The organism is Delftia sp. HK171, assembly GCF_001886655.1.
Taxonomy (GTDB): Bacteria; Pseudomonadota; Gammaproteobacteria; order Burkholderiales; family Burkholderiaceae_C; genus Comamonas; species Comamonas acidovorans.
On the sequence record NZ_CP018101.1, the window covers coordinates 6,217,099 to 6,236,073 of the forward strand.

Below are 18,975 nucleotides of genomic sequence, written 5' to 3' on the forward strand. Positions count from 1 at the left end.
GGGTCTCAGGCGGCGGCCGGGTGGATGCCCATGGCGGCGATATCGGCTGCCGCCGTGTCCAGCAGCCAGCGGCGGAACTCGGCAAAGCCGGGCCGGGGCCGCCGGTCGCCGGGCACGCACAGGAAATAGCCGCGCTGCAGCGTGACCGGCAGGTCAAAAGGCACCACGACGGTGCCGGCCCGCAGTTCCTCGCGCACCAGGCAGCGCTGCACCAGGGCCAGGCCCATGTCCGCAATCACGGCCTGGATCAGGATGGACACCTGATCGAACGCCGTGGCGAGGTTGGGCGCCTTGCGGCCAGCGCCGGCCGCGCGCAGCCACTGCGTCCAGTTGCCCGGGGCGGTGGTGTGATAGAGCAGCGGCTCGGTGGCCAGGTCGCCGGGCTTGCGCCAGGCGCCCTGGGCCAGCCGCTGGGCCATGCGCGCCGGGTGGCAGATGGGCACCATCTCGCGGCCGATGACGTAGTCGCAGCTGCAGTGCGGCCAGTCCTCTGGGCCCAGGCCGGTGAGCACGGCGGCGTCGGGCGTGGGGCCGGTGAAATCCTCGCTCTTGCGGTAGGGCACGAAGTTCACGCGGATGCCGGGGTGCAGCTGCTGGAAGGCGCGCAGGCGCGGAATCAGCCAGGCGCTGGCCAAGGTGGGCACCACCGCCAGGTTCAGCGGCCGGTCGGCCGCGCCCAGGCGCAGGCGGGCGCTGGTTTCCTCGATGGCGGCCAGCGGCTCGCGCACGGCGTCCAGCAGTTCCCGGCCCACGGGCGTGAGGTGCAGGGAATGCGCATTGCGCTTGATCAGCGCCAGGCCGTAGTGCTGCTCCAGCCGTGCCACGGCACGGCTGACCGCGCTCTGGGTGACGCACAGCTCGGCCGCCGCGCGCGAAAAACTGCCCAGCCGCGCCGCCGTGGCGAAGGCATGAAGCTCGGACATCGAAGGCGAGTGCAGACGCATGGAATACAGACCCTGAACGGGCATTGGCGGGCAGCACAACGGCGCGCCCGAAGCCGGTGCGAGCATGCGCAACAGTCATGCTAGCGGCCAAATTGTCGTTTGGAAGCACGGGCCATGCCACCGACACTTTGTCGTCATGAACACGCCCACATCCCTTCGCTCACCGCTTGGCGCACCGCTTCGTGCACGCCGCAGCACCGTCCTCGCACTTGGCACCATCGCCGGCATCGCCCTGCTGGGCGCCACGGCGGCCCGTGCCGAGTTTCCCGACCGGCCCATCCGCCTCATCGTGCCCTTTGCGGCCAGCGGCTCGACCGACCTGGCCGCACGCCTGATCGGCGAATATGCGGCCCGCGAACTGGGCCAGGCCATCGTGGTGGAAAACCGCGCCGGCGCAGGCGGCTCGCTGGGCATGGAGCAGGTGGCCAAGTCGCGCCCCGACGGCTACACCCTGGGCATGGCCACCATGAGCACGCACGGCTCCAATGCCGCCGCCTACGGCGCCCGCCTCAAGTACGACCCGGTCAAGGACTTCGCCCCCGTCAGCAATGTGGCGACCGTGCCCAGCGTGCTGGCCGTCAACGCCAAGTTCCCCGCCAGGACCATGGCCGAGCTGCTGGCCATGGCCAGGAAGGAGCCGGGCAAGATCACCTTCGCCTCGCCCGGCATGGGCTCGCTGGGCCATGCCAACGTGGAGTATTTCTCCAGCCTGGCGAAGATCGAGCTGCTGCACGTGCCCTACAAGGGATCGGGCATGGCGCTCAACGACGCCGTGGCCGGCCAGGTGGATGCGATCACGGACAACCTGCCCTCGGCCCTCACCCACATCCAGGCCGGGCGGCTGCGCGCCCTGGCCGTGCTCTCGGACAAGCGCTCCCCCGCCCTGCCCGACGTGCCCACCTACGGCGAGCTCGGCTTTCCACAGATGGGCAATGGCGGCTGGTTTGGCATCGTCGCGCCGGCAGGCACGCCGGCGCCGGTGGTGCGCCGGCTCAACCAGGCCATCCATGCGGCCATGAAGCAGCCGGACTTCATCAAGAAGATGGAGGAAGCGGGTGCCACCCTCATCCCCAACACGCCGCAGCAGTTCCAGGCCCAGATCGAGCAGGCCGTGGCGCGCTACGCCGCCGTGGCCAAGGTCGCCAAGATCAGCGCGGAGTGAGATGAAGATGCAGGACACCCTCCAGGACCAGGCCCTGTACGTGCTGCACCCGCCAGAGGGCGCCGCCATACCGCTGGTGTGCGATTCGCCGCACAGCGGTGTGTGCTACCCCGGCGATTTCGGGCACGCCGTGCCGCGCTCCGTGCTGCGTGCGGCCGAGGACACCCATGTCGAGGCCCTGTGGGGCGCCGCGCCCGCAGTCGGCGCCACCTTGGTGGAGGCGCTGTTCCCGCGCAGCTACCTGGACCTGAACCGCACACTCGACGACATAGACCCGGCCCTGCTGGCCACGCCCTGGCCCACGCCGCTGTCGCCCGGGGAGAAGACGCGCATCGGCTCGGGCCTGATCTGGCGCACCGTGAAGAACCAGCCCATCTACGACCGCCTGCTGCCCGTGGACGAGGTGCAGCAGCGCATTGCGCGCTGCTACCGGCCCTACCACCAGGCGCTGGCCCAGGCTGTGGAGGACACGCACCGGCGCTTTGGCGCGGTCTGGCACCTGAACCTGCACTCCATGCCCAACAACGCCTATGAGCGGCTGCAGATCCGCAGCGAGCGGCCTCTGGCCGACTTCGTGCTGGGCGACCGCGACGGCAGTACCTGCGAGCCCGCCTTCGTCGCCCTGGTGGAGGAATACCTGCGCGGCTGCGGCTACACCGTGGCGCGCAACGATCCCTACAAGGGCGTACAGCTGATCGCCAGGATCGGCCAGCCCGCGCTGCAGCGGCACAGCATGCAGATCGAGATCCGCCGGCCCATCTACATGGATGAGGACACTCGCGAGCGCAACGCCGGCTTCGAGGCCGTGCGCCAGGACATCACGGGCCTGCTCAAGACCATGGCGGCGTACTTCGAGAGCCATCCGTCCGTCCGACCTTCCACGGTCCAGGCGTGAGCCCCTTTTTTTCACCTCCCCATACGCCCATACGCCCCTCCATGAAAAAGCTCCATCACCACTGCCTGCGCAGCCTGGCCGCACTGTCCGCCATGGCCGCCTGCCTGGCCCTGCCCGCAGGCGCATCCGCCATGACGCCGGCCGAAGCCACGGCGGCCGTACAGTCCCTGCTCGGCTCGGCCCAGTACAAGGCCATGGCGGCCTATCTGGACCAGGACCACGACCGCATCGTCGAACAGAACATCGCCCTGCAGCAGGTGCCTGCCCCCACGTTCGAGGAAGGCGCCAAGGCCAAGCTGTTCGCCCAGTTCATGCAGGAGGCCGGGCTGTCCACCACCATCGACGAGGCCGGCAACGTGCTGGCCCTGTGGAAGGGCCGGGACAGCAAGGCTGGCAAGGCTGACGTGCACGTGGTCGGCGCCCATCTGGACACCGTCTTCGGCCGCGATGTGGACCTCAGCATCCAGCGCGAGGGCACGCGGCTCATCGCCCCGGGCATCCTGGACGACTCGCGCGGCCTGGCCGCCCTGCTGGCCATCGTGCGCGCCATGAAGCACGCCGGCGTGCAAACGCATGACGACCTGCTCTTCGTCGCCACCGTGGGCGAGGAAGGCATGGGCGATCTGCGCGGCGTCAAGCAGCTTTTCCTGCACAGCGAATACAAGGACCGCATCCGCTCGGCCGTGATGGTCGACACCGGCTCGCCCGACCAGGTGGTCGCCCAGGCCGCAGGCAGCAAGCGCTACGAGGTGCACTACAAGGGCCCGGGCGGCCACAGCTACCGCGCCTTCGGCATCGTCAGCCCCATGTATGCGCTGGGTGCGGCCATGGGCGAAATCGGGCGACTGAAAACGCCCAAGGGCACGACCTACAGCATCGGCCTGATCGGCGGCGGCACCTCGATCAACTCCATTCCCGACGATGCCTGGATGCAGGTGGACATGCGCTCGGCCTCGCAGCCCGACCTGGCCGCGCTGGAAGCCGAATTCCTCAAGCTCATCGCAGCCCCCGTGGCGGCCGAGAACCAGGCGCGCTCCACGCAGTCGGGCAGCATCAGCATGCAGTACAAGCTGGTCGGCGACCGCCCCGCAGGCAGCACGGCGGCCGACCAGCGCATCGTGCAGATCGCGCTGGCCGCCTCGGGCTCCCAGGGCTGGCCCGCGCGCGTGGCTAGCGCCAGCACCGACGCCAACCTGCCCATGAGCCTGAACATCCCGGCCGTCACCGTGGCCTCGGGCGTGGGCAGCCTCAACCACTCCACCAAGGAGTATCTGGACATCGAAAAGGGCCAGAGCGTGCGCGCCCTGCAGGTCACGCTGATCTCCATCCTGGACGCGGGCCGCATGGTGACGGGCGGGCGTTGAGCGGGCAGGCCTGAGGCGCGCTGCTGTGGCTGTGGCGGCAGTCCGCTCAGTCCACCACGAAGAGCCTGGCGCCCTTGGGCGAGCGCGAGCGGTGCGGCTCGGCGTTGTCCGCCACCTGGTAGCTCATGCCGGGCGTCAGCGTGAAGCGGCGGCCGTCCGCCAGCTCGGTCTCCAGCTCCCCTTCCAGGCACAGCAGCACATGGCCCTTGGTGCACCAGTGGTCGGAGACATAGCCGGGCGTGTACTCCACCGTGCGCACGCGGATGTTGCCGAAGTTCTGCGTGCGCCAGAACGCCTGGCCGGCCTCGGCCGAATGCTCGGTGGGCGCCACGGCGGCCCAGTCGGTGGTGTTGAAGGGGATGTTGTCCATCTGCATGGCGGGATTCCTTGATGAAGGGGGTGTTCAGCTTGGGGACCGGCTTTGCAGCAGCCTCGGCCTCAGTCCCCGCGCCGCAGCAGGTAGATATCCATGATCCAGCCATGCCGCTCGCGCGCTGCGGCGCGGGCCTGCACGATGCGCGGGGCGGCCTCGGCCAGCGGGCCGCTGTCCAGCATCTGGCGGTCCATGCCCAGGTAGGCGCCCCACCAGATGTGCAGGCCATGGGAGGGCAGTTCGGTGAAGCTGCACTGCCCGTCCAGCATCACCACGGCCGTGTCCACGCCGGGCGGCCAGCCCTGCTCGCGCAGCTGGCGGCCCGTGGTCACCACGAAGGGCTGGCCTATGCCGTTGAGCGCGATCGCATGCGCGGCGCACAGCACCTGCATGGAGCTGATGCCCGCCACCACGCGCACGCTGTGCGGCGCCGGCTGCATGCGCGCCGCAATGCGCAGGGTGCTGTCGTACAGCGCCGGGTCCCCCCAGACCAGCAGGGCGACCTGCAAGGGCTGGCCCGCCGTTCGCGGCGCCAGTCCATCGGCCATGGACCGGGTGATGGCCGCCTGCCAGCAGCGCGTGATGGCCGCATGCCATTCATCGACCTGGGCCAGGTAGTCGTCGCCCACGCTGCGGCGCACGGGCATGTCGAAGCCTTCGATGCGCGGGCCGGGCGCAGTGAGCACGGCATCGCACAGGTCGCGGCGCAGGGCGGCGAGTTCGGCCTTGTCCTCGCCCTTGTGCGGCAGCAGGATCAGGTCGGCGGCCTGCATGGCGGCCAGGGCTTCGCGCGTGAGGTGGTCGGGGTTGCCCGTGCCGATGCCGATCAGGCTCAGCGCCACGGGCGGCAGGGCCGCGCTCATGGGGCGGGGTTCCCGAGGGGCATGTCGCTCCCGGGGTCGCTCACGGTGTCCCTCAAGGTATCCCTCGCGGTATCCAGCGCGGCATTCGCATGCACATCGGTGGCGGGAAAGCGCGGCTCGGTGCCCAGCGGGCGGTAGCGGCGGTCGTAGTCGGCCGCGTAGAGGCGGCTTTCGCCGAAGTCCTCGGCCTGCAGGCTGCGGCCTACCAGGATCAGGGCCGTGCGCTCCATATGGGTGGCCACGGCCTCGGTCAGGCTGCCCACCGTGGTGCGCACCACGGTTTCGTCAGGCCAGCTGGCGCGCCAGACGATGGCCACGGGGCAGTCGGCGCCGTAGTGCGGCAGCAGCTCGGACTGCACCTTGGCGGCCACATGGATGGACAGATGGATGGCCAGCACGGCGCCCGTGGCCGCGAAGGCGGCCAGGTTCTCGCCCTCGGGCATGGCCGTGGCGCGGCCCGAGGTGCGTGTCAGCACCACGGACTGGCACAGGCCGGGCAGGGTCAGCTCCGCGCCCAGCGTGGCGGCGGCGGCCGCGAACGAGGGCACGCCGGGCGTGACGGTGTAGGCAATGCCGGCCTCGCGCAGGCGGCGCAGTTGCTCGCCCATGGCCGACCAGACGGACAGGTCGCCTGAGTGCAGGCGCGCCACGTCTTCGCCACGCGCCTCGGCGGCCTGGATCTCGGCCACGATGTCGTCCAGGCTCATGGATGCGGTGTTGACGATGCGCGCGCCCGGCGGGCAGTGCGCCAGCAGCTCGCGCGGTATCAGCGAGCCTGCGTACAGGCAGACCGGGCAGGCCGCCATGAGGTCGCGCCCGCGCACGGTGATCAGGTCGGCGGCGCCGGGGCCGGCGCCGATGAAATGCACGGTCATGCCGTTTGCTCCTTGGGGTTGCATGCCTTGCCGGCAAGGGCCAGGCAACAGTTCAATGGCCCGGCCTGGCCGAAGGCCAGGGCCAGGGTGGCGCTGCCGTCGTCCGCCACCAGGCGGGTGACGCTCAGCGCGGAATGAGGTCCTGCTGCGGCCAGTGCCGCCGCCTCGGCCACGCTGCCGGTGCCGTAGCGCGCCAGCATGCGCGGCGATTGGGTGACCACCGGCTGGCCCGGCAATTGCGCGGACGGCACACGGACCAGGACGGCCGAGGGAACGACCGCCGACATCCAGGCCTCCAGCGCCGGATGGCCGGCCTTGGTGTCCAGCACGGCCACGGCGCAGACGGGCTGCGGCGCGCAGGCTTGCTGCAGCAGGTGCGCCTGGGCCCGCTGCCACAGCGCCTGCAGCGCATGGGGCAGTGCGTCCGTGTGCAGGCCCAGGCCCAGCACGCCGCAGCGGTGGGGGATGGCTTCGTCCGGGTTCACCGCTGCCAGCTCCACTGCACCAGCGGCCGCGCAGCCTTCCAGCTGCGCATGCGGCCCAGCGGCTCGGCGCTGGAAATCTCCAGCCGCAGCAGCTGGCCGCCGTGCTCGGCCTGCAGTTGCACCAGCAGGGCCTCGGTCTCCAGCGTCACGGCGTTGACGACCAGGCGGCAGCCTGCGGGCATGAGGGCCTGCAGGCATTCGAACAGGGCGGCGTCAAAGCCCCCGCCCACGAACACGGCCTGGGGCCGGGCCAGCGCCTGCAGCCCGGCCAGCGCCTCGGGCGCCACGCCCTGCACCACGCGCAGGCGCGCCTGCAGTCCGAAGCGCCGGGCGTTGAGGCGGATGTTGTCCGCACGCGCCGCATGCTGCTCCAGGCTGATGGCAGAGCCACCGGCCAGGCACCACTCCACGGCCACCGAGCCCGAGCCGCCGCCCACATCCCACAGGCATTCGCCGTGGCGCGGCGCAAGAGCCGCCAGGGTCAGCGCGCGGGCCGGGGCCTTGGTGATCTGGCCGTCGTTGGCGTACCAGTGATTGGGCCGGCCCGGCACCAGCGGCAGGGCCGCGCCGCCCTGGGCGAGCACGGACACGGCCACGGGCGCGCAGGCAGGGTCGGCGGCCAGGGCCTGGGCGGCTTCGGCGGCGCGCCATGCACGGCGGCGCTCGCGCGGGCCGCCCACGGATTCCATGACCTCCAGGCGGCTGTCGCCCCAGCCTTCCTGCACCAGCCAGTCCGCCAATGCGGCCACGGCGGCGCCATCGCGCAGCAGCACCAGCGACTGGCGGCCTGGCGACAGGTGCGGCAGCAGCTGCTCCACGTGGCCGGCGTGCAGGCCCAGGCAGACCGTGTCTTCCAGCTTCCAGCCCAGGCGGGACGCCAGCAGCGAAAATGTCGAAGGTTGGGCGTGGCAGCGCCACTCCTGCGGCGCCAGATGCGCCGCCAGGCTGCCGCCCGCCCCGAACCAGAACGGATCGCCCGACGCCAGCACCACCGTGGGCCGGCCACGGCAGGCCAGCACGGGCGCCACGTCAAAGGGCACGGGCCAGGGACGGCCCCGCTCGCCGGCACCGGCCAGCGCCAGGTGGCGCGGCCCGCCAAAAACGGTCTCGGCCGCGTCCAGCGCGCGCAGCGCGGCGGGTGCGAGGCCGTCCAGGCCGTCTTCGTTCAGGCCCACCAATGTCAACCAGGGATCAGTCATGCCCCATGTTCTCCTGCTGGGCGGCACCAGCGGCGCCAGCCAGCTGGCCCAGGCCCTGCACCGCGCCGGCATTGCCGCCGTGTTCTCGTATGCGGGCGTCACGCAGTCGCCCGTGGCCCAGCCCCTGCCCACGCGCGTGGGCGGATTTGGCGGTGCCCAGGGCCTGGCGCAGTTCCTGCGCGGGCAGGCCATCAGCCATGTGGTCGATGCCACCCACCCGTTTGCCGCGCAGATGAGCCGCAATGCCTGCCAGGCCTGCGCCGCCACCGGCACGCCGCTGCTGGCGCTGGAGCGCGAGCCCTGGCAGGCCAATGCCGGCGATGCCTGGATCGACGTGCCCGACATGCAAGCCGCCGCTGCCGCCCTGCCCCAGGCAGCCGCCCGGGTGTTTCTGGCCGTGGGCCGCAAGCAGCTTGCGGCCTTTGCGGGCCAGCCGCAGCACCACTATCTGCTGCGCCTGGTCGATGCGCCCGGGCCCGGCAGCCTGCCCCTGCCCCACACCACGGTGGTTCTGGGGCGTGGGCCTTTCAGCGCGGACGACGATGAAGCCTTGCTGCGCACGCACGGCATCGAATGGCTGGTGGCCAAGAACGCAGGCGGCGAGGCCACGCGCGGCAAGCTCGATGCCGCACGCGCCCTGGGCCTGCCCGTGGTGATGGTGCAGCGCCCGGCGCTGCCGCAGCGCCAGCGCACCGGGTCGGTGGCTGCGGTGCTGCACTGGATTGCTCATGGCGTGCTGCCGACGGCGCCGACAGCACCGCCCGCGCAGCCCGCACCGCCCGCGCCGCCATCCATGCCGTAGTGGCGTGGCGTGTAGACCCAGCGGCCCACGCGGCGCGTGGCGCTGTTGCCCACCAGGACCACGGTGCGCATGTCGGCCATCTCGGGCGTGGCCTCGGCCAGCGTGCATACGTGCAAGTGTTCCTCGGGCGTGGACACGGCGCGCGCGAACACCAGCAGGCGCTGCGGCTCGCAGCGGGTGCGCAGCAGCTGCAGCAGGCGCACAAAGCCTTCGGGCCGGCTCTTGGAGCGCGGGTTGTAGAAGGCCATGGCGAAGTCGGCCTCGGCCGCCAGTTCCACGCGCCGCGCGATCACGGGCCAGGGCTTGAGGTTGTCCGAGAGATTGATGCAGCAAAAGTCATGGCCCAGCGGCGCACCGGCCCGCGCGGCGGCGGCCAGCATGGCGGTGATGCCGGGCAGCACCTGGATATCAAGCGCCTGCCAGGCGGCGGCCTGCACCGCATCGGCAGATTCAATGGCCTCGAACACGGCCGACGCCATGGCGAACACGCCCGGGTCGCCCGAGGACACCACGACCACCTGCCGGCCTTGTGCGGCCAGCGCCAGCGCCTGGCGCGCGCGCTCCAGCTCCACGCGGTTGTCCGAGGCATGCCAGGCCACGGCCTGGCCCTGACCCGCCTGCGCCAGCAGGGCCTGCGCGCGGGACACATAGGGCAGGTAGCCGACCACATCGTCGGCCGCGAGCAAGGCGGCTGCGGCTTCGGGCGTGATCTGGTCCAGTGCGCCCGGGCCCAGCCCCACCACCGTCAGGCGGCCGGCGCTCACCATGCGGCCTCCGGCCGGCGGCCCTGGCCGTGCACGAGCACGATGGCGAAATAGGGGCAGGCGTCGTCGGACACATCGCCCAGGCGCGCGACCTGCTCGCTGTCCGTGGTGCCGTTCTGCACCAGCCAGGCGGCATCAAGCCGGCCCGTGCGCTGCAGGGCGCGGCGAATGCGCGGCAGGTTGCGGCCGACCTTCATGACGACCAGGGCCTCGGCCGTCTGCATGCGGCGCACCAGCTCGTCTTCCGACAGGGTGCCGGTCATCACGCTGAGCACATCGTCGCCCCAGGTGATGGGCTCGCCCGTGGCGTGCCAGCAGCCCACCATGCCGGGGATGCCGGGCACCACGTCCAGCGGCACCTGGCCGCGTTCGCGCAGCCGGGTGTACAGATGCATGAAGGAGCCGTAGAGGAAGGGGTCGCCCTCGCACAGCACCACCACCTGCCCGGTCTGCGCCAGCGCTTCCAGGCGCAGGCACCAGTCGTCGTAGAAGCGCGCCAGCAGGTCCACATAGGCGGGGCTGTCCACGGGCAGCTCGGTGGTCACGGGGTACTCCATGGCGTGCTCGGCAGCGCCTTGGGCCAGCAGGCCGTCCACCAGCTGGCGGGCCTTGCCGGGCCGGCCCTTCTTGCGGAAGAACGCCACCTGGCGGGCGCCGCGCACCAGGCGGTCGGCCTTGACGCTCATGAGCTCGGGGTCGCCCGGGCCCAGGCCCACGCAGACAATGCCGGGCCCGCCCTGGCTGGGACGCGGCTGCCTACTCGACATGGCTGGCCAGTGCGTTGATGGCGGCCACGGTAATGGCCGAGCCGCCCAGGCGGCCATGCACGGCCATGCAGGGCACGGGCAGGTCCTGCATCAGCGCCTGCTTGGATTCCATGGCGCCCACGAAACCCACGGGGCAGCCGATGATGGCGGCCGGCCGGGGGCAGGCCGGGTCCTGCAGCATGTTGAGCAGGTGGAACAGGGCCGTGGGCGCATTGCCGATGGCCACTACGGCCCCGGCCAGGTGCGGGCGCCACAGCTCCAGCGCGGCGGCGCTGCGCGTGTTGCCCATGTCACGGGCCAGCGCAGGCACGCGCTCGTCCGGCAGCGTGCAGATGATGGGGTTGGCGGCGGGCAGGCGCGAGCGCGTGATGCCCTCGCTGACCATGCGCACGTCGCACAGCACGGGCGCGCCGTTTTGCAGGGCCTGCGCGGCGGCCTCGGCCATGCCGGGGGAGAAGGCCACGTGCGGGGCCAGCTCCACCAGGCCGGCGGCGTGGATCATGCGCACCACCACGCGTTCCTCGACAGGCGTGAAGCGTTCCAGCGCCGCCTCGCGGCGGATGGTGGCAAAGGACTGCCGGTAGATCTCGGCGCCATCGGTTTCGTAGCGGTGCAGCATTATTCTTTTGAAAACAGCAATCCCGGATTGTCTCGCACCGAGGCCAGGGTCCGCTGCTCCTGCGCCCTATCCCCGGCACGGCCGTGGCGCACTACGGAATAGACAGGGCCTTCGCCCTCGTCTTCACCTTCTGCCCGCAGCACCACGGTGGCCGGCGCCTGCCGCGCGCAGCCCTTGGCGCATCCGGTCACATGCAGGTGAGCGCCATGGGGCACCTGCGGCGCCAGCTCCAGCGCCAGGGACTGTGTGGAACCCAGGGCCTGGGTGCAGCCCGGCGCGCCGGTACAGGCGGATACGCGCAGGCGCGGGTCATGGGCGTGGGTGATCCAGTCAGCGGCGTTGTCCAGCCCTGCAGCCGCCCACCAGCAAGGCAGGGCGGCACCAGCTTCCGCGTTTTCGTCTTCCACCAGCAGCATGCGCCAGGGTGTCACACGCAAAAAGGCCTGCTCAGGCAAGGCGCGCACCAGCCGCGCCAGCGCCACGGCCGGCAAGCGGCCCAGCGGCGCGCCCAGCAGCCAGCCCACGTCGGGCACGGCACCGGGCGCCGGTCCTTCGCCGTGGGCCGGGGCTTCTGTCTCCACCCAGTCCAGTCCGGGGGGCGGCTGCAGTTGCGCCGCCACCGCGGCCATGCGTCCGGGCCGCAAGCCCTGGGCGCGGCGAAGGGAGGCCTGACCGGCAAACCAGCGCGCCAGCGCCAGGCCTGCGGCCACGGCCTGGCTGGCATCGGCCACGGCCACGGCCAGCGCCTGCTGCCGTCCATCAGGCTGCACCAGCCAGCCGGTGGAGGTGCGCTGCAGGCGGATATCGGCGGACACGCCCGCCAGCCGGCCCGGCGCGCCTTCCACCGACCAGCCGAACTTGGCCGGCAGGCCGGCCAGATCCTCGGCCGCATCCAGTGCCTGCTGCAGGGCCTGGCCCAGCGCATGGACGGCCTCCTGCGGCCGGCACAGCGGGTCGATCACCAGATTGCGGCGGCGCTCGCGGCCCGCGTCGGCGTCCAGCAGGCCCACGGCCGCCAGGGCGCGCAGCACGGCGGCGTGCCGCCCGGGCGCAATGCCGCGCAACTGCACATTGGCGCGGCTGGACAGCTCCAGCGCGCCGTTGCCATGCACCCAGGCCAGGCGCGCCAGCCGCCGCGCCTGGGCCACCGTCAGGCGGCCCAGCGGCGGGCGCACGCGCAGCACCAGCCCATCGCCGGAGGCCATGGGCTGCCAGGCGCCGGGGCACCAGCCTTGGATGTGGGGAGGGGTATGCATGGGGTAGGGGCCCCGACTGTAGCGCCGGCGCACCCGGCATCCCAGGTGCAAGACCCGCATGCGTTCATGAAATGCGGACTTTCTTGATCCAGCCCGCCTGGGAAGCGGGCTGTAACGCCTGGCACCCACCTAGCCTGAATTTGTCAATTCAAGTTGAAATTTAACAATTCACCCTTAGGGTTTTTATCAAATTGATCATTTATTTTTGATAGAAACTGATACTTGCACCACCTACCTGGAAAGCGCCATGAATCTCCGCACCTGGACCGTCAAGACCAAGCTCTACGCCGCCTTTACCGCCCTGGCTTTACTGGTCGCACTGGTTTCCGTATCTGCCCTTCATGCGCTGGACGGTTCCAACCGCAACCTGACGCAGTTCGTCGACGGCGTGAACGCCCGCGCCCATCTCGCCGAACAGGTGCGCGCGGCCGTGGACAGCCGCGCCATCGCGGCGCGCAACCTGGTGCTGGTGAACACGCCAGCCGATCTGGACATGGAAAAAACGGCCGTGTACGCCGCCCATGCCGCGGTCAAGTCCCACCTGGACCAGCTCAAGGCCCTGGTGGCCGCGCCCGGGGTAGGCGAGGAGGCTCGCGCCCTGGTCGCCCGCATCGACCAGATAGAGCAGCGATATGGCCCGGTGGCGCTGGACATCGTTTCGCTGGCGCTGCGCCAGCAAAGGGACGAGGCCATTGCCAAGATGAACAGCGAGTGCCGGCCGCTGCTGGCCCAGCTGATCGCGGCCACCGACGAGTACAGCCAGCTCACGCGCCAGCACGCCCAGGTCATGGTGGAGCAGGCCACGCAGTCCTATGTGCAGCAACGCAACATGCAGATCGGCGTGAGCGCGGTCGCCTTCGTGCTGGCCCTGCTCATGGGCCGGCTGATCGCGCGCGGCCTGACACGCGCGCTGGGGGCCGAGCCTGCCCAGCTCGGTGAAGTCGCCCGCCAGATCGCCGACGGCAACCTCGACCCCGGACTGGTGCGCAGCGAAGCGCCCGCAGGCAGCGTGCAGGCCTCGCTCAACGCCATGCACCAGAGCCTGGCCAGCGTGGTCAGCGATGTGCGCAACAACGCCGACAGCGTGGCCGTGGCCAGCGAGCAGATCGCCAAGGGCAATGCCGACCTGAGCCGCCGCACCGAGCAGCAGGCCAGCGCGCTGCAGGAAACCGCAGCCTCCATGGACGAGTTGTCTTCCACCGTGCAGCAGAACGCGGACAACGCACGCCAGGTCAACCAGCTCGCGCGCGGCGCCAGCCAGATCGCGGCCAAGGGCGGCACCGTGGTGCAGGAAGTCGTGGGCGCCATGCAGGACATCCATGCCAGCTCGCGCCAGATCGGCGACATCGTGGGCGTGATCGACTCCATCGCCTTCCAGACCAACATCCTGGCCCTGAACGCCGCCGTCGAGGCCGCGCGCGCCGGCGAGCAGGGCAAGGGCTTTGCCGTGGTGGCCGCCGAGGTACGCACCCTGGCCCAGCGCAGCGCGCAGGCTGCCCGCGAGATCAAGCAGCTCATCACTGACAGCGCCACGCGCGTCAGCCAGGGCGCGGAACTGGCCGACCAGGCCGGCGCCACCATGGCCGAGGTGCTGCAATCCATACAGCGCGTGACCGACCTCATGGGCGAGATCAGCAATGCCAGCGACGAGCAAAGCGCCGGCGTGGCCCAGGTCGGGCAGGCCATGAGCCAGATGGACCAGGTCACGCAGCAAAACGCCGCCCTGGTGGAGGAAAGCGCGGCGGCGGCCTCCAGCCTCAAGTCCCAGGCCCAGCGCCTGGTGCAGGCCGTGGCCATCTTCCGCCTGGGCGACCAGGACGGCGCGGCACAGCAGCCGCGTTTGCAGGCGCCGCTGCCGGCGTCCGTGCCCACCCGGGCGGCCACGGCATCTGCTCTGGCCCCGGCCAGGCCTGCGCCGGCACAGCCCTCAGCCGGTGCTCGCCCTGCACGACCTGTACGCCTCGCTGCGGCCAAACCGTCTGCCGAATCGCAGGACTGGACCAGCTTCTGAGGCCGGGAATCCGCACGCATGCGCCGCTACCGCTCCTGCACCGCGCCCCTGGACAAGGCTGCGCAGGTGCGCGAACTGGAAGAGTTCTTCCGCGGGCAAAACCCCATCGACCTCGCTGCGGCCGACTGGCACACGCGCATGGAGCAAGGCCTGACCGCCGAGGAAGAAGCCGAATTCACTGAATGGCTGGCAGCCAGCACGGCGCACGAGGCCGCCTTGCGCCACCTGGGCCAGAGCCTGGCGGCCGCGCGGTCCACTCCCCCCGAACAGGTGGCACGCCTGCGCGCGGAGCAGGCACGCCGGCGCTCGCAGTCGGCGCCTCACGCACACCCGGAACCGGCCCCGCAGCGCCCGTCCTCCGAAGAGCGCCAAGGCTGGAGCTGGTCCCGCCTGCTGCCGCGCCCTGCCCTGGCGGCCCTGTGCTGCACGGTGGCCCTGGCCCTGGCCGTGGGCGTGGGCTGGCACCAGTGGCAGCAGCAGCCCACCTTCACCAGCAGCCACCTGACCCCACGCGGCCAGGCCAAGACCATCACCTTGCCGGATGGCACCGCACTGTCCATGGATGCCGATACCCAGGCGCAGGTAACTCTGTACCGCGACCGGCGCGAGGTGCGCATCACGCAAGGGCAGATCCTGTTTGCCGTGGCGCCCGACAGCGCCAGGCCCTTTCATGTGCTGGCCGGCCCGGCGCGCGTCACCGTGGGCGGCACGCGGTTTTCCGTGCGCTATCGCGCCACGGGCATGGAGGCGGGCAGCGCCCAGGTGGCCGTGCAGGAAGGCCATGTGCGCGTGGCCGGTGCGCAAGGCGCGGCAGCCGCTGGCGCCGCGCCCGCCGCCCTGGTCGCTGGCCAGGCCCTGAGCGTGTCGCCTGCAGGCGTGCTCGGTCCGGTGTCGGCTGTGGCGCCCGGCAGCATTGCGCTGTGGCGCAAGGGACTGATCCGCTTCGAGAACACGCCCCTGGCCGACGCCCTGGCGGAGCTGGAGCGCTACGGGCCGACCGGCCTGGTGGTGCACGACCCGGCCGTGGCGGCCCTGCGCATCGGCGGCAGCTACCAGACCAGCCGCCCCGCCGAGTTCGCACGCATGCTGGCCCAGATCCTGCCCGTCACTCTGGTGGCCGGGCCCGATGGCCAGACCGAGATTGCCGCTGCGCCCTGAGCACGGAGGCGGGGCGCCGGGGCCGCGCGGCGGTTGATCGAAACAGCTCGGTCGTCAGCTTCCCCGCAGCCGGCGCCGGTGTTCGACCACCGTGCCCAGCAGAACCAGCCGGTTCCTGTCGCTGCGCAGCACGGCATGGTCTTCGTTGAGCGGTACCAGATCAAAGACCTCGATGCCGTCCTCTCCCACACCGCGCACGCGGTACTTTCTGAGCAGCACCTGCCGCTTGCCATTCCTGGCCAGCACATGGTCGCCGGGCCGGGGGCTGGCCTGCGGATCGATCAGCACGCGGTCGCCCTCGCGCAATTCGGGCGACATGGCCTCGCCCTCCAGCGCAAGAAAAAACGCACCGGGCGATGCGTTGTCCTTGCCGAATTCGATGTCCAGGGTTTCAGCGGAATCAGGGAATGCGCCGTCATCTGTCAGGGCTGCAGCCTGGGCATGCGAGAGAACGGGATATTGGCGCAATCCTTTGGGAAACTCGGGCAGATTGGTGCCGGGCGTGTCCCCATCTGGAAGCAGGGCCGGCAGATCGGAAACCATCTTCACCAGCCTGGGACTGATTTCGAAAAGCGAAACCTTCAAGCCCTTGGCATACGCAATGCCCGCCTCCAGGCTGATGGGCCGGTTGCCGCTTTGGTGCTGGGAGACCATGGAGGAGCCGCCAGGAATGCCTGCCTTCTCTGCGAACTCGGCCTTGCTTTTCACAGTAGAGAGCAGGCGCTTGAGGTTCGCCGCCTCTTGCTCGGTGGTCCAAACTTTCATGTAGCGATGCTAATAATCGAAAGCATTAGCAATGCTTTTAATTTTTTGATAGCTATGCTAAATTTTTCCCATGAAAAATGCAGCCAGCAAAACCCTGTTCCACCGTTTCATCCCCGGCCTGCGCTTCCACTCGTTCTGGTACTACCAGGCACGCGGCTCCACAGGCAGGGTGCGCTGGGCGCGGCTGCCCATGGTGTCAGACGCCTGTGCACAGGCCGATCCCCATGGCGCATGGTGGTGTGCGCAGCGGTGCGCCGCCGTTTTGGCGCAGCGGCCATGGCGGTCCATGCAACTGCCGCCCGGCCTGCCTGCGCAGCCGGATGCCCGCCAGATGGCGCATGTCCTGCAGCAATGGCTGCCGGGCTGGAGCGCTGCGCCGGCCAGCGTGCAGGTCTGTACCCACGCGCTTGAGAACGGCGGCAGCGCGCTGCTGCAGTTGCATGTCTGGGCCAGGAGCGCGCCCAGCATTCTTTGGGCATGGGTGGTTGGGGTGGAGGTCCAGGCGCGCCAATCCCTTCAGGGGCTGGCGCCAGGCAGCCTGCAGGCCGAGCACCTGTCCCCGCGAGCCCTGCTGATCGTTCCCTTCGGCCAGGACATGCCCTGGGCCACCGGCCATACCGCCCGGGTACGCCTGCATGCAAAGGGACCTCAACCGCACGGGCCGCATGAAGTGGTTGCGCAGGATGGCTGCTGGTTCCAGGACAGCGGGCTGGACGCCGTGGTTCTGGAGCCGGAGCCACGGCACGGTGCCGTCCCACCCATGTAAAGCGCCCCCGCACCCGCGCCAATGAGAATCAATCTCAGTACAATCGCCGCTGTTTTCAGCCAGCCCAGGCCCGGCAGCCGCTCCGGACCGCTGGCAAGCTGCCGCGCGCCGTGCCCCTGCACTCCCCGACCACCGCCTGCCTGACCGCCGCCCGCGCCCTGCCCCGGGTGGCCGCGCCATGGCTGCCTGATGCGGGGCGGCGGCCGTGAAACGGGACCCCTTCGCCACGCAGGGCGGCATGGCACCACCCTCCGCACTGGCCGCGCTGTATGCGCGCTGGCGCCAGCCGCTGGTGCGGCTGCTGCAGGGGCGCCTGGGCAGCCGCGCGCAGGCCGAGGACACGGCCCAGCAGGTGTTCACGCAGATGGCGGCCTCGGGCCGCCTGCCCGAAGAGGGCAAGGAGCAGGCCTACCTGAGCCGCGCCGCCAGCAATCTCGCCGTGGACCAGTGGCGCCGGCAGGGCGGAGCCCAGGCCCTGGCCACGGTGTCGGCCGACAACTGCGGTGATGAACTGCAGGGCCTGGCGGCCGATGACAGCCATGACCCCGTGCGCCAGGCCCAGAACCGCCAGTACCTGGCCCGCCTGGACGATGCGTTGGGCGAGCTGCCCGAGCGCCAGCGCGAGGCGTTCACGCTGCACATCATGGAAGGATTCACGCAGGAGGAAGTGGCGCAGCGCATGGACATCTCGCTGCGCATGGTGTCCAGGCATGTGAGCCGGGCCTACGCCTACTGCGAACTGCGGCTGCAATACGGGAGCCTGGAACAGATGCAGCGCCTGCGCACCAATGCCGCAGCCCCTTCCGAACACGCCCCAGGACGCGGCCCCACGCCATGAACAAGACACCGCCCCCAGGAATGGCGCCAGACACGCTGGTGGACCTGCACGAAGCCGCCGCCCAGTGGTTCACGCGCCGCCAGACGGCGGGCTGGACGGGCGCGGACGAGCGCGCGCTGGACGCTTGGCTGCAGGCGGACCCCTTTCACCGCGAGATCTTCGACAGCATGGGCCGCACGCGCCAGCTGTTCGGCCAGCTGCAGCAGGAGCGCGTGCAGGCACAGGCACAGGCACAGAAGCAGGTAAAGGCACAGCGCCCGCCGGCCCATGAGCCTGCGCGTCGGCGCACAGCGCCGTCTGCCATGCAGACCTGGCCTGGCCGCTGGCGGGCCGCCTTCGCCACGGCAGGCGTTGCCCTGTGCTGCGCCCTGCTGGTGGGCGGCTGGCATGCCTGGGACAACACCGCGCGCTACACGCTGGAGATGGCGACCGGGCCCGGCGAGCGGCGCGAGGTGGACCTGCCCGACGGCAGCCATGTGGCCGTGAATTTCAGCAGCACGCTGCAGGTACGCTACTACCCGCGCCGCCGCGAGGTGGTGCTGGACAGCGGCGAGGCCTTCTTCGAGGTGGCGCCGGATGCATCGCGGCCCTTCACCGTGGACTCGGGCCGCAGCCGCGTGAAGGTGGTGGGCACGGCCTTCAACGTGCGGGCTGCGCCGCCGCGCCTGGTGGTGAAGGTGCTGCGCGGCAAGGTCGAGGTGCGCGCCGACCGCGATGCCGCAGACGGGCCGGTGATGCTGCTGGGCCCGGCAAGCGGCGTGTCCATCGACCCCGTGACGGGCGGCCATGACACGGTGGCCGCGCCTGCGGACACGGTGGGCGACTGGCGCACCGGGCAGCTGCGGTTCAGGCGCACGCCGCTGGACGAGGTGGCCCGGGAGCTGTCGCGCTACCTGGGCCAGCCCGTGGTGCTGGCTTCCGAGGAGCTGGGCAGCCTGCCGGTCTCGGCTTTTTTCTCCACGGCCTCGCCCGAGCCCTTCATCGAGCTGCTGCCGGACCTGATTCCCGTGCGCGTGCGCAGGCAGGCCTCGGGCGGCTGGCTGATTGCCAGGCGCTGAGCCGACCGGCG

At 70.8% G+C, this 18,975-nt stretch carries 20 protein-coding genes; 9 read left to right on the forward strand and 11 right to left on the reverse strand.

Annotated elements, in window-relative coordinates; genetic code table 11:
• Positions 1–5: 5 nt before the first annotated feature.
• Positions 6–944, reverse strand: a complete 939-nt coding sequence (locus BO996_RS27790; RefSeq protein WP_013800518.1) for a LysR substrate-binding domain-containing protein — start codon at positions 942–944, stop codon at positions 6–8.
• 136 nt (positions 945–1,080) lie between these two features.
• On the opposite strand from BO996_RS27790, the gene BO996_RS27795 reads away from it, so the two are divergent.
• The 3 genes from BO996_RS27795 to BO996_RS27805 are packed head-to-tail and all read left to right on the forward strand — an operon-like array spanning position 1,081 to position 4,365.
• Complete coding sequence (locus BO996_RS27795; RefSeq protein ID WP_071956912.1) at positions 1,081–2,106, forward strand: Bug family tripartite tricarboxylate transporter substrate binding protein; 1,026 nt, start codon at positions 1,081–1,083, stop codon at positions 2,104–2,106.
• 7 nt (positions 2,107–2,113) lie between these two features.
• Entirely contained in the window at positions 2,114–3,001 is an 888-nt protein-coding gene (locus BO996_RS27800; protein WP_156898010.1) for an N-formylglutamate amidohydrolase, read from the forward strand.
• 41 nt (positions 3,002–3,042) lie between these two features.
• The gene (locus BO996_RS27805; RefSeq protein ID WP_071956914.1) at positions 3,043–4,365 is read left to right on the forward strand and encodes a M20/M25/M40 family metallo-hydrolase; all 1,323 of its coding nucleotides are present in this window, start codon (positions 3,043–3,045) and stop codon (positions 4,363–4,365) included.
• Positions 4,366–4,411: 46 nt separating this feature from the next.
• Here BO996_RS27805 and BO996_RS27810 read toward each other — a convergent pair whose 3' ends face one another.
• The 5 genes from BO996_RS27810 to cbiE all read right to left on the reverse strand — a co-directional run bounded on the left by BO996_RS27810 (position 4,412) and on the right by cbiE (position 8,160).
• Complete coding sequence (locus BO996_RS27810) at positions 4,412–4,741, reverse strand: DHCW motif cupin fold protein (RefSeq protein ID WP_013800515.1); 330 nt, start codon at positions 4,739–4,741, stop codon at positions 4,412–4,414.
• A gap of 62 nt (positions 4,742–4,803) precedes the next feature.
• On the reverse strand, positions 4,804–5,601 hold the full coding sequence (gene cobF, locus BO996_RS27815; RefSeq protein WP_071956915.1) for a precorrin-6A synthase (deacetylating): 798 nt from the start codon (positions 5,599–5,601) through the stop codon (positions 4,804–4,806).
• Entirely contained in the window at positions 5,598–6,476 is an 879-nt protein-coding gene (cobM, locus tag BO996_RS27820) for a precorrin-4 C(11)-methyltransferase (RefSeq protein ID WP_071956916.1), read from the reverse strand. Before cobM ends, cobF begins: the two co-directional genes overlap by 4 nt.
• Positions 6,473–6,961: a cobalamin biosynthesis protein gene (locus tag BO996_RS27825; protein WP_071957235.1), complete on the reverse strand. Its 489-nt coding sequence runs from the start codon at positions 6,959–6,961 to the stop codon at positions 6,473–6,475. The genes cobM and BO996_RS27825 overlap by 4 nt, the downstream gene beginning before the upstream one ends.
• Positions 6,958–8,160: a precorrin-6y C5,15-methyltransferase (decarboxylating) subunit CbiE gene (gene cbiE, locus BO996_RS27830; protein WP_071956917.1), complete on the reverse strand. Its 1,203-nt coding sequence runs from the start codon at positions 8,158–8,160 to the stop codon at positions 6,958–6,960. The genes BO996_RS27825 and cbiE overlap by 4 nt, the downstream gene beginning before the upstream one ends.
• Between cbiE and BO996_RS27835 the strand changes: the two genes are divergently transcribed.
• Positions 8,159–8,962 (forward strand): cobalt-precorrin-6A reductase, encoded by an 804-nt coding sequence (locus BO996_RS27835; RefSeq protein ID WP_071956918.1) that lies wholly within the window; start codon positions 8,159–8,161, stop codon positions 8,960–8,962. The two genes, cbiE and BO996_RS27835, sit on opposite strands and share 2 nt — an antisense overlap.
• Here the strand turns inward: BO996_RS27835 and cobJ are convergent.
• The 4 genes from cobJ to cobG are packed head-to-tail and all read right to left on the reverse strand — an operon-like array spanning position 8,887 to position 12,368.
• The gene (gene cobJ / locus BO996_RS27840) at positions 8,887–9,729 is read right to left on the reverse strand and encodes a precorrin-3B C(17)-methyltransferase (protein ID WP_071956919.1); all 843 of its coding nucleotides are present in this window, start codon (positions 9,727–9,729) and stop codon (positions 8,887–8,889) included. The genes BO996_RS27835 and cobJ overlap by 76 nt on opposite strands.
• Positions 9,723–10,493: a precorrin-2 C(20)-methyltransferase gene (gene cobI, locus BO996_RS27845; protein WP_013800508.1), complete on the reverse strand. Its 771-nt coding sequence runs from the start codon at positions 10,491–10,493 to the stop codon at positions 9,723–9,725. Before cobI ends, cobJ begins: the two co-directional genes overlap by 7 nt.
• The gene (locus tag BO996_RS27850) at positions 10,483–11,112 is read right to left on the reverse strand and encodes a precorrin-8X methylmutase (RefSeq protein ID WP_034397236.1); all 630 of its coding nucleotides are present in this window, start codon (positions 11,110–11,112) and stop codon (positions 10,483–10,485) included. The genes cobI and BO996_RS27850 overlap by 11 nt, the downstream gene beginning before the upstream one ends.
• Positions 11,112–12,368, reverse strand: coding sequence for a precorrin-3B synthase (gene cobG / locus BO996_RS27855; RefSeq protein WP_071956920.1), 1,257 nt, complete (start codon positions 12,366–12,368; stop codon positions 11,112–11,114). The genes BO996_RS27850 and cobG overlap by 1 nt, the downstream gene beginning before the upstream one ends.
• A 247-nt stretch (positions 12,369–12,615) precedes the next feature.
• On the opposite strand from cobG, the gene BO996_RS27860 reads away from it, so the two are divergent.
• A complete protein-coding gene (locus BO996_RS27860) occupies positions 12,616–14,379 on the forward strand; it encodes a methyl-accepting chemotaxis protein (protein WP_071956921.1) in 1,764 nt (587 codons plus the stop codon).
• 18 nt (positions 14,380–14,397) lie between these two features.
• On the forward strand, positions 14,398–15,537 hold the full coding sequence (locus BO996_RS27865) for a FecR family protein (protein ID WP_071956922.1): 1,140 nt from the start codon (positions 14,398–14,400) through the stop codon (positions 15,535–15,537).
• A gap of 54 nt (positions 15,538–15,591) precedes the next feature.
• On the opposite strand, the gene BO996_RS28870 is transcribed toward BO996_RS27865, so the two are convergent.
• On the reverse strand, positions 15,592–16,302 hold the full coding sequence (locus BO996_RS28870; RefSeq protein ID WP_083571206.1) for a LexA family protein: 711 nt from the start codon (positions 16,300–16,302) through the stop codon (positions 15,592–15,594).
• A gap of 70 nt (positions 16,303–16,372) precedes the next feature.
• Here BO996_RS28870 and BO996_RS27875 point away from each other — a divergent pair, with 70 nt between their 5' ends.
• The 3 genes from BO996_RS27875 (at position 16,373) to BO996_RS27885 (ending at position 18,964) form a co-directional block, all read left to right on the forward strand.
• Complete coding sequence (locus BO996_RS27875; protein ID WP_071956923.1) at positions 16,373–17,068, forward strand: hypothetical protein; 696 nt, start codon at positions 16,373–16,375, stop codon at positions 17,066–17,068.
• 238 nt (positions 17,069–17,306) lie between these two features.
• Positions 17,307–17,906, forward strand: coding sequence for an RNA polymerase sigma factor (locus BO996_RS27880; protein WP_071957237.1), 600 nt, complete (start codon positions 17,307–17,309; stop codon positions 17,904–17,906).
• Positions 17,903–18,964 carry a FecR family protein gene (locus tag BO996_RS27885; protein ID WP_071956924.1) on the forward strand — a complete coding sequence of 354 codons (1,062 nt, stop codon included), beginning with the start codon at positions 17,903–17,905 and terminating at the stop codon, positions 18,962–18,964. The genes BO996_RS27880 and BO996_RS27885 overlap by 4 nt, the downstream gene beginning before the upstream one ends.
• The last annotated feature ends 11 nt before the right edge of the window (positions 18,965–18,975 follow it).

Bases quoted from the DNA above. Each gene is read 5' to 3' on its own strand.
- BO996_RS27790 (WP_013800518.1), bottom strand. From the start codon at position 944: ATGCGTCTGCACTCGCCTTCGATGTCCGAGCTTCATGCCTTCGCCACG.
- cobG (WP_071956920.1), bottom strand. From the start codon at position 12,368: ATGCATACCCCTCCCCACATCCAAGGCTGGTGCCCCGGCGCCTGGCAG.
- BO996_RS27835 (WP_071956918.1), top strand. From the start codon at position 8,159: ATGCCCCATGTTCTCCTGCTGGGCGGCACCAGCGGCGCCAGCCAGCTG.
- cbiE (WP_071956917.1), bottom strand. From the start codon at position 8,160: ATGACTGATCCCTGGTTGACATTGGTGGGCCTGAACGAAGACGGCCTG.
- BO996_RS27850 (WP_034397236.1), bottom strand. From the start codon at position 11,112: ATGCTGCACCGCTACGAAACCGATGGCGCCGAGATCTACCGGCAGTCC.
- BO996_RS27875 (WP_071956923.1), top strand. From the start codon at position 16,373: ATGAAAAATGCAGCCAGCAAAACCCTGTTCCACCGTTTCATCCCCGGC.
- BO996_RS27865 (WP_071956922.1), top strand. From the start codon at position 14,398: ATGCGCCGCTACCGCTCCTGCACCGCGCCCCTGGACAAGGCTGCGCAG.
- BO996_RS27810 (WP_013800515.1), bottom strand. From the start codon at position 4,741: ATGCAGATGGACAACATCCCCTTCAACACCACCGACTGGGCCGCCGTG.
- BO996_RS27805 (WP_071956914.1), top strand. From the start codon at position 3,043: ATGAAAAAGCTCCATCACCACTGCCTGCGCAGCCTGGCCGCACTGTCC.
- BO996_RS27860 (WP_071956921.1), top strand. From the start codon at position 12,616: ATGAATCTCCGCACCTGGACCGTCAAGACCAAGCTCTACGCCGCCTTT.
- cobJ (WP_071956919.1), bottom strand. From the start codon at position 9,729: ATGGTGAGCGCCGGCCGCCTGACGGTGGTGGGGCTGGGCCCGGGCGCA.
- BO996_RS27880 (WP_071957237.1), top strand. From the start codon at position 17,307: ATGGCACCACCCTCCGCACTGGCCGCGCTGTATGCGCGCTGGCGCCAG.
- BO996_RS27885 (WP_071956924.1), top strand. From the start codon at position 17,903: ATGAACAAGACACCGCCCCCAGGAATGGCGCCAGACACGCTGGTGGAC.
- BO996_RS27800 (WP_156898010.1), top strand. From the start codon at position 2,114: ATGCAGGACACCCTCCAGGACCAGGCCCTGTACGTGCTGCACCCGCCA.
- BO996_RS28870 (WP_083571206.1), bottom strand. From the start codon at position 16,302: ATGAAAGTTTGGACCACCGAGCAAGAGGCGGCGAACCTCAAGCGCCTG.
- cobM (WP_071956916.1), bottom strand. From the start codon at position 6,476: ATGACCGTGCATTTCATCGGCGCCGGCCCCGGCGCCGCCGACCTGATC.
- BO996_RS27795 (WP_071956912.1), top strand. From the start codon at position 1,081: ATGAACACGCCCACATCCCTTCGCTCACCGCTTGGCGCACCGCTTCGT.
- cobF (WP_071956915.1), bottom strand. From the start codon at position 5,601: ATGAGCGCGGCCCTGCCGCCCGTGGCGCTGAGCCTGATCGGCATCGGC.
- cobI (WP_013800508.1), bottom strand. From the start codon at position 10,493: ATGTCGAGTAGGCAGCCGCGTCCCAGCCAGGGCGGGCCCGGCATTGTC.